General features: G+C 43.5%; 14 protein-coding genes. 7 read left to right on the top strand and 7 right to left on the bottom strand.

The genetic code is table 11. The features are described 5' to 3' along the window. Positions 1-2: 2 nt before the first annotated feature. Positions 3-1,358: a PTS transporter subunit EIIC gene (locus tag HT574_RS08570; protein ID WP_175244264.1), complete on the top strand. Its 1,356-nt coding sequence runs from the start codon at positions 3-5 to the stop codon at positions 1,356-1,358. Between the two features lie 15 nt (positions 1,359-1,373). Then, the gene (locus tag HT574_RS08575) at positions 1,374-2,444 is read left to right on the top strand and encodes a DUF871 domain-containing protein (protein WP_175244265.1); all 1,071 of its coding nucleotides are present in this window, start codon (positions 1,374-1,376) and stop codon (positions 2,442-2,444) included. Between the two features lie 277 nt (positions 2,445-2,721). On the opposite strand, the gene HT574_RS08580 is transcribed toward HT574_RS08575, so the two are convergent. Beyond that, positions 2,722-4,377, bottom strand: a complete 1,656-nt coding sequence (locus HT574_RS08580; protein ID WP_175244266.1) for a multicopper oxidase family protein — start codon at positions 4,375-4,377, stop codon at positions 2,722-2,724. A gap of 145 nt (positions 4,378-4,522) precedes the next feature. On the opposite strand from HT574_RS08580, the gene HT574_RS08585 reads away from it, so the two are divergent. Together HT574_RS08585 and HT574_RS08590 are read left to right on the top strand one after the other, a co-directional pair. Further along, positions 4,523-4,747: a DUF871 domain-containing protein gene (locus HT574_RS08585; protein ID WP_375154096.1), complete on the top strand. Its 225-nt coding sequence runs from the start codon at positions 4,523-4,525 to the stop codon at positions 4,745-4,747. Positions 4,748-4,864: 117 nt separating this feature from the next. Beyond that, complete coding sequence (locus HT574_RS08590; protein ID WP_175244267.1) at positions 4,865-6,133, top strand: dicarboxylate/amino acid:cation symporter; 1,269 nt, start codon at positions 4,865-4,867, stop codon at positions 6,131-6,133. A gap of 142 nt (positions 6,134-6,275) precedes the next feature. On the opposite strand, the gene HT574_RS08595 is transcribed toward HT574_RS08590, so the two are convergent. The 6 genes from HT574_RS08595 to HT574_RS08620 form a co-directional block, all read right to left on the bottom strand. After that, positions 6,276-7,181, bottom strand: coding sequence for a response regulator (locus HT574_RS08595; protein ID WP_175244268.1), 906 nt, complete (start codon positions 7,179-7,181; stop codon positions 6,276-6,278). A gap of 3 nt (positions 7,182-7,184) precedes the next feature. Further along, on the bottom strand, positions 7,185-8,453 hold the full coding sequence (locus tag HT574_RS08600) for an ATP-binding protein (RefSeq protein ID WP_175244269.1): 1,269 nt from the start codon (positions 8,451-8,453) through the stop codon (positions 7,185-7,187). Positions 8,454-8,546: 93 nt separating this feature from the next. Further along, a complete protein-coding gene (locus tag HT574_RS08605; RefSeq protein ID WP_042410660.1) occupies positions 8,547-9,197 on the bottom strand; it encodes an amino acid ABC transporter permease in 651 nt (216 codons plus the stop codon). A gap of 18 nt (positions 9,198-9,215) precedes the next feature. Next, complete coding sequence (locus HT574_RS08610; RefSeq protein ID WP_175244270.1) at positions 9,216-9,869, bottom strand: amino acid ABC transporter permease; 654 nt, start codon at positions 9,867-9,869, stop codon at positions 9,216-9,218. A gap of 76 nt (positions 9,870-9,945) precedes the next feature. After that, positions 9,946-10,806: a glutamate ABC transporter substrate-binding protein gene (locus tag HT574_RS08615; protein WP_175244271.1), complete on the bottom strand. Its 861-nt coding sequence runs from the start codon at positions 10,804-10,806 to the stop codon at positions 9,946-9,948. A gap of 46 nt (positions 10,807-10,852) precedes the next feature. Next, a complete protein-coding gene (locus HT574_RS08620; protein WP_175244272.1) occupies positions 10,853-11,581 on the bottom strand; it encodes an amino acid ABC transporter ATP-binding protein in 729 nt (242 codons plus the stop codon). 224 nt (positions 11,582-11,805) lie between these two features. Here HT574_RS08620 and HT574_RS08625 point away from each other — a divergent pair, with 224 nt between their 5' ends. The 3 genes from HT574_RS08625 (at position 11,806) to HT574_RS08635 (ending at position 15,069) form a co-directional block, all read left to right on the top strand. Beyond that, a complete protein-coding gene (locus HT574_RS08625) occupies positions 11,806-12,753 on the top strand; it encodes an aldo/keto reductase family protein (RefSeq protein WP_175244273.1) in 948 nt (315 codons plus the stop codon). Positions 12,754-13,404: 651 nt separating this feature from the next. Continuing rightward, positions 13,405-14,436: a TRAP transporter substrate-binding protein gene (locus tag HT574_RS08630; RefSeq protein ID WP_175244274.1), complete on the top strand. Its 1,032-nt coding sequence runs from the start codon at positions 13,405-13,407 to the stop codon at positions 14,434-14,436. A gap of 42 nt (positions 14,437-14,478) precedes the next feature. Next, positions 14,479-15,069 (top strand): TRAP transporter small permease, encoded by a 591-nt coding sequence (locus HT574_RS08635; RefSeq protein ID WP_081804201.1) that lies wholly within the window; start codon positions 14,479-14,481, stop codon positions 15,067-15,069. Positions 15,070-15,078 lie beyond the last annotated feature (9 nt).

The following is a 15,078-nucleotide window of genomic DNA, read 5'->3' on the forward strand; positions in this document are numbered from 1 at the left end:
ACATGAAGCGGGAACAACAAATGGCCATGGCAATATTAGAGCGGCTTGGGGGAAAGGAAAACATCACGCGCATTGCCCATTGCATGACAAGGGTGCGTATGTCATTGCGCGCTCCGCACAAGGCAGATATTGCCGCGTTGAAACAAATCGAAGGAGTAATGGGAGTTATTGAGGATGAAACATTGCAAATCGTCGTCGGTCCGGGCGTGGTCAACAAGGTGGCCGCGGCGCTGTGCGAGCTGACAGGGTTGGAGCTTGGCGAAGTAATCGAAGAAGATGTGGCGGAGCGGACAAAAGCCGAAATCAAAGCGCGCAACCAAACGCCGTTGAAGCGGCTGCTGCGGAAAATCGGCAGCATTTTCATCCCGTTGATTCCAGGCCTTGTTGCGTCAGGAATCATTAACGGGATCGCCAACTTTGCGAAAAACGCCGGAGTCGATCCGACAGAAACATGGCTCCAGCTGTTGCTGCTGATTGGCGGCGGCATTTTCGCCTCGCTCGGCATTTTAGTCGGCTACAATACGGCGAAAGAGTTTGGCGGCACTCCGGTGTTAGGCGCGATTGCCGGCATTTTAGTATTTAACCCGGCGCTTGCCGATGTCAAGCTTTTTGGTGAAGCGCTTACTCCAGGACGGGGCGGGTTGTTCGCTGTCATGTTGGCGGCATGGCTGATGGCGGTCATTGAAAAGTATGTGCGCAAATTTGTTCCCAATGCGGTCGATATTATTGTTACCCCGCTGATTACTGTACTTATTGTTTGCTTATTTACATTGATTGCGGTACAACCGATTGCGGGATGGCTGTCGTTAGGCATTACCAGCGGCATTAAAGCGGTGTTGGATATTGGCGGTGCGATTGCCGGCGCGGTGTTGGCAGGAACGTTCTTGCCGCTCGTAATGGTTGGATTGCATCACGGGCTGACGCCGATTCATATGGAATTTATTAATAAAATCGGCTCGACCCCGATTTTGCCAATTTTAGCGATGGCGGGGGCAGGCCAGGTCGGCGCGGCGATTGCGATTTTCGTCAAAACGAAAAACAAGAGGCTTCGCAACATTATTAAAGGGGCGCTGCCGGTTGGATTTTTAGGAATTGGCGAGCCGTTGTTATACGGGGTCACTCTGCCGTTAGGCCGGCCGTTTTTAACCGCGTGTCTTGGCGCGGCGGTTGGCGGGGCGTTTCAAGCGGTCATGAAAACAGCGGCGCTTGGCATCGGCGTGTCTGGTTTATCGCTTATTCCGCTCATCGCCGAAGGAAAATATATCACGTATTTTATTGGATTGGTGATTTCCTATACGTTTGGTTTCATTTTTACGTATTTGTTCGGATTTAAAGAAGAAATGGCGGAAAACGTTTAAAATCGGGAGGCAGCTATGTTTTCCTTTTCTTTCTATTTTTCAGAGCCGTTGGAGCAAATCGAAAAAAAGTTTCAGCAGGCAAGCGCGCACGGATGCACGGAATTATTTACATCTCTTCACATTCCCGAAGATGATTTGGATAAGTATCATCAGAAGCTTCCACGGATAGGGGAGCTTGCGAAACGCTGCGGGGTCGGGGTTGTCGCCGACGTCACCCCGTCTTCGCTCACGAAATTAGGAATAAGCGGGGAGCGGCTTTCCGCGCTGCGCGGTTGGGGCATCAGCGGTCTGCGGCTTGATGATGGCTTTTCGATGAAGGAGGCGGCGCATTATTCTCATCAAATCAAAGTGGTGCTCAATGCCAGCACACTAACAGAAAGAGAATGCGACGAACTGGCCGCCTGCAGCGCAAACTGGGGCCGTATTGAAGCGTGGCATAATTTTTATCCGCGCCCGGAAACGGGATTATCGAAAGAAACAGTCATTCAAAAAAACCAAATTCTACGCCGGAAAGGAATTCGAACGATTGCCGCGTTCATCCCGGGAAATAAAGAAAAGCGAGGTCCGCTCCATCAAGGGCTACCTACGTTAGAAGCACATCGGCATATGGATCCGCTTTGCGCGTACGCGGAATTAGTGCGAGATTGTGATGTAGATAAAGTATTCATTGGTGATTTTTCCATGACGGATGAAGCCCTCATGCGGATAAAAGAGTTTCAAGATGGCATTATTCCGCTGCGTTACCGGCCGCTCGTAAAACAACGTGAATTGCTTTCCATGGTCGAAACGGCTCACACGAATCGGCGTGATGCGGCAAGGGATGTCATTCGATCACTTGAATCCCGCTTATCTTTCTTGTGGCCAAAGCATTTGTTAGCACCAGCATGCACGATTGAAAGACAAAAAGGCAGTGTTACGATAGATAATGTTCGATATGGACGATATGCCGGCGAACTGCAAATCACATTAACGGATCTTCCGGCAGATGATAAAGTCAATGTGATTGGCCGAATTATCGAAGACGATCTTCCTCTCCTTGCGTACGTCGGAGGAGGACAACGGTTTCGCCTTGTACAAGTCATATAAAACGTATGACCACCGAATATCGGTGGTTTTTAAATTTTGAGAAAAAAGAGGCTTTTTAGCTATTGCAATAGTAACTGGGATGAGCGGACTTTTTACTTTCTTTTTTCTCCCAATGGCTTATCAAGAAACATTATATTCTTCCTCAAATATATGGTTTGTACCAACACCATCAAAATCGATTGGTTTGTCATATTAAATAAGCTGACACCATATAGATGCCAGCTTATAGCTTAGGAATGGCATTTCAAATAGTCATGATACAAAGCTAGTGTTTTGTTCAATCGTCGTGTCGGTGGTGTTTATCGCAGTCAAAACAATTAGCGAATGAGTCGTCAGGACACGTTCCAGGAATCGGTTCACACGGGTTAAAGTTCTGATTATCGAGAACTTCGTATGGTCTCATCATTTCATGGTCTTCGTGTTCAAGGATGTGGCAGTGCCACGGGTAGATTCCGGTAAATGGTCCAAAGCGCGCAATGATGCGGGTAACTTCACCAGGATTGGCACGAACGGTATCTTTCCAACCCATTTCGTATGGCTCTGGTGGTCGTCGTGGCCCGACTTTGAGGTCAGGACCATTTGGATCGCCAGTAAACGTGGCTCGGTCTAAAATTTGGAAAGTAACAAGGTGCAAATGAATCGGATGGGTGTCAGGCGTCATATTGTACAGTTCCCAAATCTCTATGATGCCATTATACGGGGTTTCCGTAAGCGGCAACTCATCCCATTCCATGTTATTTAGTAAAAGCTTCGGACGTCCGAATTCATCAGTACTTTCAACTAAGAGGTTTTTTCGGACGATTACAGCATCGTCAGGATCAAGCCGCTCCAAGCAACTTAACGTTGCTGGGATTTCACTTCTGTCAGGTTTGGAGAGCTTTTGTTTGACACGAAATTCCATGATCTGCTTGAGGTCTGGAGAAGGTGGATCACCGTTAGGAAATGGGGCTGGTGCGTCATTGGTTAAGATGATACTTTGTCCTTTATGGTTTGAAAAATCGATAATGACATCGACACGTTCTGCCGGAGCAAGTATAATTTCAGAAACAGCCACAGGATGTTCTAAGAATCCGCCATCAGTGCCTATTTGGAAAAAAACTTGACCAGAGCTCAACCGTATACGGTAAAAGCGGGAATTTGACCCATTAAGGATGCGGAATCGGTATTTTCGTGGCTCGACTTCAAGGTATGGCCACACTTTTCCGTTAACTAAAATCGTGTTTCCGAAAAACTCAGGGACAACGGATGGATTTGGTAGATTTGGATTGATTGGCGGAGAAGGTTCTGGAGGTGGCACCTGGCCTGGCCGGGTTGGATAGAAGAGTTCACCATTAGGATAGAACGAACGATCTTGGATGACGAGCGGAATTTCAAATTTTCCACTAGGCAGGTTCAATTTTTCTTCTTTTTTATCTCTGAGGATATAGAAGCCCGCAAGACCTGCATAAACGTTCAAACGAGTGATTCCAATGGCGTGATCATGATACCATAGCGTTGCTGGGCGTTGACAGTTTGGATAATAGTAGACTTCATGTACGAATTTGGGCCCGACATTTTCGAAATTTCGCGTAAACCATGCCTCTGGATGTCCGTCATTTTCCGGTCGAACGTGAGCTCCATGCAAATGTACAACCGTCCTAACAGATGGTTGGTCTGGTTCTGCCCCATGAACGGTTCGATCCACTGGCAGCAAGTGTTCAAAGGGCAATTTGTTTTTCCACTTGACAAAAATAGGGTGATTCCGCCGAGCTTCAAATGTCGGGCCAGGATACATGCCGTTGTAACCCCAAACGGTAGTCGGTGGTAAATCGCGATGTAATTTTTGTTTGACTTGCTTCATAGTTACCTCATAGTATGGGATGTCATCAAGTTTCCCTTTTGCTTTCAAGACAGGAGGAATAGGTAAGGCATCTACAAATTTCTCTAGAGACATATTTTTCTCACCTTTAAGTAACCAAAATATTACATTCATACTATTATAATATGAGTTTGTTTTAAAAGAGTGTGGGCAGGTTGATCAGAATAAAAGCGGAGTTTTATATACAAATCGTTGGGATATTTGACTGGGGGAATGATCTTTGTCATGGCCGGATGGCGCGCTGCGGCCTGCTTATATGATTCCAAGAGAAAAAGGAAGAGTGACGATCGATAATAACCAATATGGCAGATATGCCGGCGAGCTGCAAATAACACTAACCGACCTCCCTGCTAACGAGAAAGTAAATGTAGTGGGAAGAATTATGGAAGATGATCTTCCCCTCCTTGCGTATGTTGGCGGGGGACAGCGCTTTCGTCTTAGATGATTGTCTTAAACGTATATTATCCACCAAATAAGTGAAAGATTATTTTATTTTTTTGTCATCTTTAGTTAGAATATTAAGATATTAAGAAATATCAAAAAAATAAAGGAAGGGAAAAAGATGAAAGAAAAGTTAAAGAATTATCGGTTTCCTATTATTTTATTAGTTGCTATTCTTATCGGAAGCATCATTGGATTTTTGATAGGGGAAAAAGCGGAAATCCTCAAACCGTTTGGCGATGTGTTTTTAAATATGATGTTTATGATTGTGGTTCCGCTTGTATTCTTTTCGATTTCCTCGACGGTAGCCAATATGAAACACCTTCGCCAATTCGGAAAAATTATGGGAACTACCTTGATGGTGTTTATCGCTACGGGCTTTGTTGCCTCGGTGGTCATGCTTGTTGCGGTTCATTGGTTTCCGCCGGCAGAAGGAGTGTCTATTGAGCTAAAAAAACCGGAAAATGTGGAGGATCTGTCTTTAGCGCAACAAATCGTGCAGACGGTAACAGTTCCTGATTTTATAGAATTACTATCGAAAAAATCGATGCTGGCCCTTATTATTTTTGCCGTTTTAGTTGGCATGGCCACTTCTCTTGCGGGCGAAAAAGGAAAGCCATTTGCCGCATTTCTCCACAGCGCTTCCGAAGTATTTATGAAATTGATTTCAATTGTTATGTGGTATGCTCCGATCGGATTGGGGGCTTACTTCGCCTCCTTAATCGGAGTGTTTGGTTCAGAAATTTTAGGTTCGTATCTTCGTGTCGTATTGCTTTATTATCCAATTTCTATAGCCTATTTCTTTATCGGGTTTACGATTTATGCGTTTATCGCTGGCGGGAAAGCAGGGGTACAACGTTTTTGGAAGCATATTTTATCGCCTGCGGCCACGGCGCTTGCCACTGGAAGCAGCGTCGCTACCATTCCGGTAAACTTAGAGGCGGCGAAAAAAGTCGGCGTTCCTAAAGAAATACGCGAAACCGTGATTCCTATCGGTGCAACGATACATATGGATGGTTCATGTTTATCTGCTATTTTGAAAATTGCTTTTCTGTTTGGGATTTTTGAGCAAGACTTTTCTGGAATCGGAACGTTTTTAACTGCCATCGGGATTGCAATTCTTTCTGGTACGGTAATGAGCGGTGTGCCTGGCGGCGGATTTATCGGGGAAATGATGATTGTCACTCTCTACGGATTCCCAATCGAAGCGCTTCCGATTTTATCCATGATCGGTGTGATTGTAGATCCGCCTGCGACCATGGTGAATGCTACAGGCGACAATGTCACTTCTATGATGATTACCCGGTTTATCAAAGGAAAACGGTGGATGGAAGAATCAGAAGAGATGTCTAGTACTTCTTCTTCAGTCAGTTCATCATTTTTAGTGTAAGAAGAGCATGTTGCTCTCCCTTTTTTGTGGCGGAAATTCCGACAAAAGGAAAAGTGACTGTTAATGTTCAGCAGCAGATGCAAAAGCAGGAGACAATGGAAGGGACGTTTGCCGCCCCGAAGATTCACCTCCAGCCGTTCGACTAGGAGAGCTGTGCTTTTTTTACTTCCATATAAAATGCAGTTAAAAATTTGCGCACGTTAATGCGGCATTTTGATGCTTTGTCCCCATTCTCAAGCTCCTTCATGCGCTTGCGGATTTCTGCAAAATCAAAAAGGCGCGGGGCAAAATATTCAAAAGTCGGATTCGTATAGTCGGTAAGACCGAGGGAAGCGAGATGGGTAAATGCTTGCAGCACGAGGCGGCGGATGCGCTGTTCGAGCGCGCGCACTTCTTTGGTGATCTCCGCCGCATGGTGTGCTTGCTGTATTAATTCCATATATAATTCTTTTAAAGGAGGAAGCTCATGAATCGTTTGCCCTTGCGCTTCTTTTTCCGCCAACCAGCGCATGATCAGTAATAAATCGGCACTTCCCGCTTCCCCGGCGATGCCGAGCAGCAGGAGAAGCTGCTGGGCTTGCCGCTCGAGATTCGTCTGTCCATTCAGAGACAATGGAGATGTTTTTGGTTTATCCAATACTTCGAGCATTTGCCGAATAGACTGAAGCGACTGCAAAACAGAAATGTGCTCTGCGACGCGTTTTAATACCGATACAACCTCATAGCGGTTGATCGGCTTTTGAATATATGTATCTACTCCATGAAGATAGGCCTGCCCGATCATTTCCTTATTTTCGACTTGCGAGATCATGATGAATTGGCCGGCAAATCCTTCTTCTCTCAATTTTTTGATCGTTTGAATACCGTCGCGTCCCGGCATTAATAAATCGATCAGCACGACGTCGACGGAAAACAGCTGGTCCGCCGAAACATCCAGTCCGTCGTCCGCCTGTCCGACGACTTCGCCAAGCTCGTTTTCGTGAATGATTTTTTCAAGCATTTTCCGCACGACGGCATCATCTTCAATGAGAAAAAAACGAAGTGCCATCGGTTATCTTCCTCCTTTCTTTAACAGTTGATCGGTCGGGATGGTTAGGCGAAACACCGTTTGCCCTGGTTTGCTTTTGACAAGTTCGATGTGTCCGGAGAAGCTTTGCATGATATCGCGCGCATGAGTAAGACCGATGCCTGTTGATGGATTGCCACATGAATCATATTTGGTCGTAAAACCGGGCTGAAAAATCCAAGCCGCGTCTTCTTCGGCGATGCCCGTTCCGGTATCGGTAATTTCGATCACAAGGTGGCGTTCCTGCAACCGCGCATGCAGATGGATTGCACCGGTCGACGGAATCGCTTCCACCGCGTTGGCCACTAAATTGTTAAGAACCGAAAGCAGCGGGTAGACGTGATCGGTGGACAAATCTACTGGGCATGTATGCGTAAATGTAATCGTTTTTCCCGCCATCTCGGCATATTTTTCGTTTGCGCGAATTACCATGCCGCACAGCTCATCAATCGGAAGACGTTCCTTAAGCGGCTGGCGTCCGATTAATTTGGACAGGCCGGCGAAAACGCGCTGTACATCTTTTTTCACTTCATGAATATGTTCGGCGATATAAAGTGCAGCGTGCGGTTCAACTTTTTTTCCTTCTATTAAAAAGGAATATAGTTCATAGCTTTTGCGAGTAATTTCTTCGATTAACTGCATCGATTTTTGTAAATAAAACGTTTCCTCATACATTCCTGTGTTAATCATAAGCAATCGTTCTAATTCCTGCTTTCGCGCCTCCGCCAGTGACTGAAAATGTTTGGTCATCAAAATATTGTACACTCCGATGACACAATAGCTGCGTAAAATCGCAAACAATACTAATACAACCATTGATTGATAGGTAACGGTAAACGGTTCGCCTAGCAAATAGCGGACCAACAATTCACAAGCATTGGAAAAAAAATCAAGCCCCGCGCCAAATACCCCGGCACGGATTGGCATTTTCATCAAGTGGCGAAAGCGAACTGCGGATACGATGAGAGCAAAGCTGATATAGTAACATGCCGCCGGGGCATGGGTGAAAAAGCTATCGGCAACAGCCGCCTCTCCTGTCAATAGATCGAGAAGAACGCGGAAAATGACGACGAAACAGCCTGCACAAATCCCGATTATAAGCGGGGGAAGCGCTGCAAAGGAAATGAGTCCGAAAAAAAATACTGCTCCTCCTAATGAGAATCGAAACGGGCTGTCAAACGGATTAATTTTCATTTCGCCGAAGAAGGCGGTAGCCATGATGAGGATGGTGATCATCAAAAGCCGTTCATGCATTGTTTTTCCCCTGTCCACACGCTATTTCCCCTTTTTTGTTCTATTATATAACAAAAGGGGGAAAATAGACCTAATTACACGAGGTTTCCTAGATTAGCGCTGTCTGTATTCCAGTTTTCGAGAAACAAGCGACAGTGAATAATTGACAGCAAAATACATCAGCGCTACTAAAATGAAAATTGGAATGACATAGTTGACATTTTGTCCGTTAATAATTTGCGCATGGTTCATCAATTCTGGAAGGGAGATAACGATCGCTAACGATGTATCCTTCAGTAATGAAATAAATTGACTGACAATTGGCGGCACCATTCGGCGCAAAGCTTGCGGCAAAATGATATACCATAACGTTTGCACATACGTGAGCCCGGAAGAGCGCGCCGCTTCGATTTGCCCTTTGTCAATCGAGTTGAGCCCGCTGCGCACAATTTCCGACAGCATCGCTGATTCAAAGACAACTAGGGCGACAATGGCGGCATAAAATTTATCCAGCTTCAACCCTACTTCCGGAAGGGCGAAATACGTAAAGAAAATAATCAAAAGCAGCGGGAGATTGCGAATCGTTTCCACCATAACAGCAAAAATTTGCGAAATGCCAGGAATTTTTGTATAGCGTATCACACCAATGATGATTCCAAAGATAAAACTAAAAATAATGGATATAAACGCAACTTCTAACGTCACTAAAAATCCTTGCAATAAAAAGGTGAGATGCGCTGGGGCGTATGCACCGGCAAAGTCCATCGCTGTGTCCCTCCTCGCTTACCGGGTTTTGGCCAGGCGGCGTTCCAAATAGCCGACGCCTAAACTTAACGGTATGGTTAATACAAGATAAAATAGAGCGACGAAAATATAGACATCAAAGGTGACGAACGTTTCCGACGAAATTAAATCGCCGAAATACATAAGGTCGAGCCCGGCGATCACTCCTAACACAGATGAGTTTTTCACTAGATTGATAAATTGGTTTCCAAGCGGCGGAATGACAATTTTGATCGCCTGCGGCAAGATGATGTAGCGCATCGTCTGCAAGTACGTCAGTCCCGAAGAGCGCGCGGCTTCCATTTGTCCTTTTGGAACGGCCAATATTCCTGAACGGATGACTTCGGCGATAAATGCGGCGGTGTATACCATCAAACCGAGCGTGCCCGCGGTAAACGGATCAAGGCGGATGCCAACGGCGGGCAGACCGACGAAAAAGACAAAGACGATTAAAACAAGCGGAATGTTGCGGATGAATTCGACATAGGCCGCACCAAGCCAGTTTAACGGACGGATCGGCGCAATCCGAAAAATGGCGATAATGATGCCGATGGCTAAGCTTCCGATGAGAGCGAGAACACTAGCTTTTAACGTATTGGTAAACCCTTGCAAATACATATCCCAATGGTCGAACAAAATGGAATATCGTAACATGAAGGCTTTTCACCTCGTTTCGTCCTGAAGATGAAACAGATGAGCGAAACCAATACCGCTCATCTGTTTTTTCGTATTATTGTTGCGGTTTTTTTCCGATCCATTTTTCGTAAATTTTGTCGTACTCGCCGTTTTCTTTAATTTCTTTTAAGTATTCGTTAATGACTTGCAATAGTTCTTTATCTCCTTTGTGGATGGCGATGCCGTATGGTTCTTCGGTAAACGTTTCGTCAAGAACGCGGTAGTTTGGATCTTGTTTTGCCATTCCCCAAAGCAGCGCATTGTCTGTTGTAAGCGCATCGCCTTGTCCAGCTTTTAAGGCCGTAAACGCTTCGGCGTAGTTTTCAAATTCTAATACATTGACTTGTGGTGCTGCTTTGCGAATGTTTTGCGCGGAAGTAGAACCTTTTGCCGTTAACACGGTCATCCCTTTTTTCAAATCTTTCACGCTGTTAATCTTGCTGTCTTTTTTGACTAGCAGCGATTGGCCGGCCATAAAATAGACATCGGAGAAATCCACTTCTTTTTTCCGCTCTTCCGTGATGGTCATTGTTGCGATAATCGCGTCGATTTCGCCGTTATTCAGCATTGGGATGCGTGTTTTGGATGTTACTTCTTTTAATTCGATTTTGTTTTCGTCACCGAGAATTTTTTTCGCCAACCCTTTGGCGATATCGATATCAAATCCTTCTACTTTTCCTGTTTCGGGATTTTTGAGCCCAAACAGGTTTAAGTCATATTTGACGCCGACAATCAGTTTGCCGCGCTTTTTAATTTTCTCTAACGTGTTCGTCCCGGCCGACGTTTCCGTCGATTTCGCCCCGTCCCCTTTGTTGGACGTGGATGATTCGCTGCTGCATCCGGCTAAAGCAGTAATGCTCAATAATGCGATAAGTGCAAGGGTGATCCATATTTTCCAAACCGTTTTTCTTTTCATAAAAAAACCCCCTTTGTTTGATTCGAAACATTTCTTTGCTCATTCATTAATGGTTGAGAATGCGGCGCAGAAATACTTTCGCCCGTTCTTCTTTTGGGTTGGCGAAAAACTCTTCCGGCGGCGCTTCTTCTAAAATGCGGCCTTGGTCCATAAATACGATGCGGTCAGCTACTTCACGGGCAAATCCCATTTCGTGGGTGACAACGACCATGGTCATGCCTTCTTTTGCCAATTGTTTCATGACGTCGAGCACTTCGCCGATCGTTTCCGGGTCAAGCGCTGACGTTGGCTCGTCAAAGAGCATAATTTTCGGCTTCATCGCCAAGCCTCTGGCGATCGCTACACGCTGCTGTTGGCCACCGGACAGTTTGGAAGGGTAGGCGTTTGCTTTATCAGGAATGCCGACTTTTTCCAAATAATACATCGCTGTTTCTTTCGCTTCTTTCTCTGGAATACGTAGCACTTTCATCGGCGCTAGCGTAATGTTTTGCAATACCGTCATGTGCGGATACAAGTTAAAATGCTGAAACACCATGCCGATGTTGCGCCGCAGTTGGTTAATGTCGACGTGTTTGTCATTGACTTTGACATTATCCACGATTAATTCTCCGCTTGAAATCGTTTCCAAACGATTGATGCAGCGAACTAATGTGCTTTTTCCCGACCCCGATGGCCCGATAATGACGACGACTTCTCCCTGATGAATCGTTAAATTTATGTCTTTTAGCACATGGAAATCGCCGTAATATTTGTTTACTTGATGAAAATAAATCAATAAACCCCCTCCTTTTTATAAATTATTTTTGTTTTCAGAATTTATTGTAAACATAAACTACAGCAATCTACCGAAAACGACGATAATCTTCTGAAAAGAGTGATGTGGGATGTAATAGGTGTCGGAATATTTTATAAAATTTATTTCCACATGAATATTAAAAGTATTATAATGATTATGTGTACGAGTGGATTTGTCTATACTTTTGGAAAGGGGAGAAAACGATGAAATACCGGAAGCTCGGGAGAACAGGGCTGAAAGTTAGTGAGATTAGTTTAGGCAGCTGGCTTACATACGGCAATTCAGTTGAAAAAGAAACGGCGATTCGTGTCATTGATAAAGCATATGAGTTAGGAATCAACTCGTTTGATACAGCCAACGTGTACGCCCGCGGGGAAGCAGAAAAAATCGTCGGCGAAGCATTGCGCAAATATCCGCGCGAATCATACGTATTGGCGACGAAAGTGTTTTGGCCGATGGGGGACGGTCCAAACGACCGCGGTTTGTCGCGCAAACATGTGTTTGAGCAGCTCCATGCCAGCTTAAAACGTCTGCAATTAGATTACGTTGACATTTATTATTGCCACCGCTATGATAAGGAAACGCCGGTCGAGGAAACGCTGCGCACCATTGATGATCTTGTGCGTCAAGGCAAAGTGCTATATGTCGGCGTCAGCGAATGGACAGCCCAGCAAATTCAAGAAGCGCTTGGCACGGCGGATAAATATTTATTGGACCGTATCGTCGTCAACCAGCCGCAATATAACATGTTCCACCGTTACATTGAGAAAGAAATCATTCCGGTTTGCGAACAAAACGGCATTAGCCAAATCGTTTTCTCGCCGCTGGCACAAGGCGTGCTGACCGGAAAATATAAACGCGGGCAAAAAGCGCCGGAAGGAAGCCGGGCGAGCGACCCGAAATCCAATATGTTTATGAGTGACTTACTAAAAGAGGAAATTCTCGTCAAAGTCGAGCAATTAGAAAAAGTAGCCGCCGAACTCGGCGTCACCCTTTCCCAATTGGCGCTCGCCTGGGTATTGCGCCAGCCGAACGTCGCAAGCGCCCTCATCGGCGCCAGCCGGCCGGAACAAGTCGAAGAAAACGTCAAAGCCGTGGACGTCCAATTAACAGAAGATGTGCTTGAGAAAATTGAACAAATTCTTGCATAGGTAAACTAGAGAGAAGGAGACAGGTAAGATGCCTGTCTCTTTTTTTTAGCCTAAAGATTTTTGTCTATTCAAAGTTAAATTTATGAAGAGTAAATGAGTTGTGTGTAGAAGGAATATTTATAGGGAGAAAAAAAGAAGAACAAATGGCTAACAGTATGATTATAATTTCTGTATACAATCAAACTTATCGTGTGAAATTTATTTTAAAATCTCACTTATCTCATTAATACTCGCTCATCTTTGCGAAAATTGAATAAATGTAACGAAAATCTATATATTAGAAGAGAAGGAATTTCAACAGAATTATGTAGACATTTTTAATAAAAATTTAGCTTGACTATTATGAAAATTTGTAATATTATAAAATCGATTCAATGGTGTTAATTATTTTATCTATATTATAAAACTGAGTTTTATAATATAGAACAATAATGTTGCTTTCTGTCCATACACAAAAACAACTTCTTTGGATGATTACCGTCACAGAAATTCTTTTTATCTTGGTTATATTAATAAACACGGTTTTATAATTTAAAACGAAACTTTCTTGTAATATATTTTGAAAGCGCTTAATATATTCACCTTTTCTGGTTGGATAAGTAGCAAATTTTGTTTCTAGAAATCAAAAAAGAGAGGAGCTGTTCCAAAAAAATGAAAAAAATTGGCGTACTCTTTTTCGCGTTTTTCGTTTTCATTTCTGTTATTTTGTCAGGTTGTAGTACTGAAAAACAAGCAGCACAGGGGGGAGGGAAAAACGGAGGAACTAAAGTGATTAAAGTAGCAAACTATTTTGCAGAAGATCATCCACAAAATATTGCTTTGAGAGAAAAATTTAAAAAAATGGTTGAAGAAAAGTCAGGTGGAACTCTTAAAGTACAGATTTATCCCAACAGTACTCTAGGGGCTGAAAAGGAATTTTATGACGGTGTGCGCAATGGCACTATTGAAATGGGGATTCCTGGCTTGATTATGCAAAATGATATTCCAAAAATGGGGGTACCAGAGTGGCCGTTTTTATTTAAAGATTTTGAACATGTAAGAAAAGTATTAAATGGACCGATTGGAAAGGAAATTACGGCAGATCTCGAAAAAAAGCATGGTGTTCATCCGTTAGCATGGAGTGCAAATGGATTTAGAATGTTTTCGTCTAATAAAACAATAAATTCTATGGATGACTTTAAGGGGCTACGCATTAGAATGCCTAATATCCCTAACTATATTACTATAGGAAAATTACTTGGAGCAAATGTTACGCCAATGCCAATATCAGAGGTTTTTACGGCACTGGAACAAAAAGTGGTTGATGGACAGGATAATCCTATTGCCACATTACGTGCTTCGGGATGGTATGAGGTCCAAAGTAATGTACTAGAGTCCAAGCATATGTTTAGTCCAAATATCTATATTATTAACAGTAAATTTTGGCATAGTTTGACCCCGGAGCAACAAAAAATTATTGAAGAAGCTGCAAAAGAATCAGCCAATTACGAATTTGAACTTATGGAAAAGAGTTATGAAGAAGATAAAAAATTTTTAGAACAACATGGAATTAAGTTTACAACACCGAGCCCAGAATTTACTAAACAAATGCAAGAAGCAGTACAACCGTTATATGATGAACTTTTTAAAAAATATGATTGGGCAAAAGACTTATATGAAAGGATAAAAGCAGAAGCTAAGTAAATAAGTAAAACGGATAAAAATGGAAAAAGGATGGTGAATCTATTGAAGAAACTTAGCAAACTAGTAAATGGTATTTTAAATGTATTGATCGTATTGACTCTTGCCATGATGTGTATTTTGGTATTCGGTAATGTTGTCTTACGTTATGTATTTAACTCAGGTATAACTTGGTCCGAAGAAATGTCCCGTTTCCTATTTGTATGGATGGTCTTTTTAGGGGCAATTGCTGCTTTGAAAGAAAATATGCATCTTGGAGTAGACATAGTTATCAATGCATTGCCTCATAAAGCAAAAAAAGTAGTGTTTATCGTTAGCAATTTGTTGGTTCTATATGTTCTTTGGTTATTGTTAAACGGAAGCTGGAAAATGGCTGTGTTGAATATGGATAGCAAAGCGCCCGCGACGGGCACTCCTTTAGGTTTAGTATATGGCATAGGCGTAGTAACAAGTATAGGAATGGCTATTATAGTCTTAGTCAATATGTTTCGAACGCTTTTTGTACGGAACGCATCGTTATCTATGATTTCCAATTCTGATGAGGCAATTATCACTCAGGTGGTCGGTGATGGTGATCAAAAAAAGAACAATATAAAGGATATCGACGCTAATGATTCTACAAAATTAACCGTTTAAATTAAATTA

This window comes from Parageobacillus sp. VR-IP (genome assembly GCF_013357975.1).
Taxonomy (GTDB): Bacteria; Bacillota; Bacilli; order Bacillales; family Anoxybacillaceae; genus Saccharococcus; species Saccharococcus caldoxylosilyticus.

Coding starts and splice junctions, on each gene's coding strand:
- HT574_RS08570 (WP_175244264.1), top strand. CDS start 3: ATGAAGCGGGAACAACAAATGGCCATGGCAATATTAGAGCGGCTTGGG.
- HT574_RS08575 (WP_175244265.1), top strand. CDS start 1,374: ATGTTTTCCTTTTCTTTCTATTTTTCAGAGCCGTTGGAGCAAATCGAA.
- HT574_RS08580 (WP_175244266.1), bottom strand. CDS start 4,377: ATGTCTCTAGAGAAATTTGTAGATGCCTTACCTATTCCTCCTGTCTTG.
- HT574_RS08590 (WP_175244267.1), top strand. CDS start 4,865: ATGAAAGAAAAGTTAAAGAATTATCGGTTTCCTATTATTTTATTAGTT.
- HT574_RS08595 (WP_175244268.1), bottom strand. CDS start 7,181: ATGGCACTTCGTTTTTTTCTCATTGAAGATGATGCCGTCGTGCGGAAA.
- HT574_RS08600 (WP_175244269.1), bottom strand. CDS start 8,453: ATGCATGAACGGCTTTTGATGATCACCATCCTCATCATGGCTACCGCC.
- HT574_RS08605 (WP_042410660.1), bottom strand. CDS start 9,197: ATGGACTTTGCCGGTGCATACGCCCCAGCGCATCTCACCTTTTTATTG.
- HT574_RS08610 (WP_175244270.1), bottom strand. CDS start 9,869: ATGTTACGATATTCCATTTTGTTCGACCATTGGGATATGTATTTGCAA.
- HT574_RS08615 (WP_175244271.1), bottom strand. CDS start 10,806: ATGAAAAGAAAAACGGTTTGGAAAATATGGATCACCCTTGCACTTATC.
- HT574_RS08625 (WP_175244273.1), top strand. CDS start 11,806: ATGAAATACCGGAAGCTCGGGAGAACAGGGCTGAAAGTTAGTGAGATT.
- HT574_RS08630 (WP_175244274.1), top strand. CDS start 13,405: ATGAAAAAAATTGGCGTACTCTTTTTCGCGTTTTTCGTTTTCATTTCT.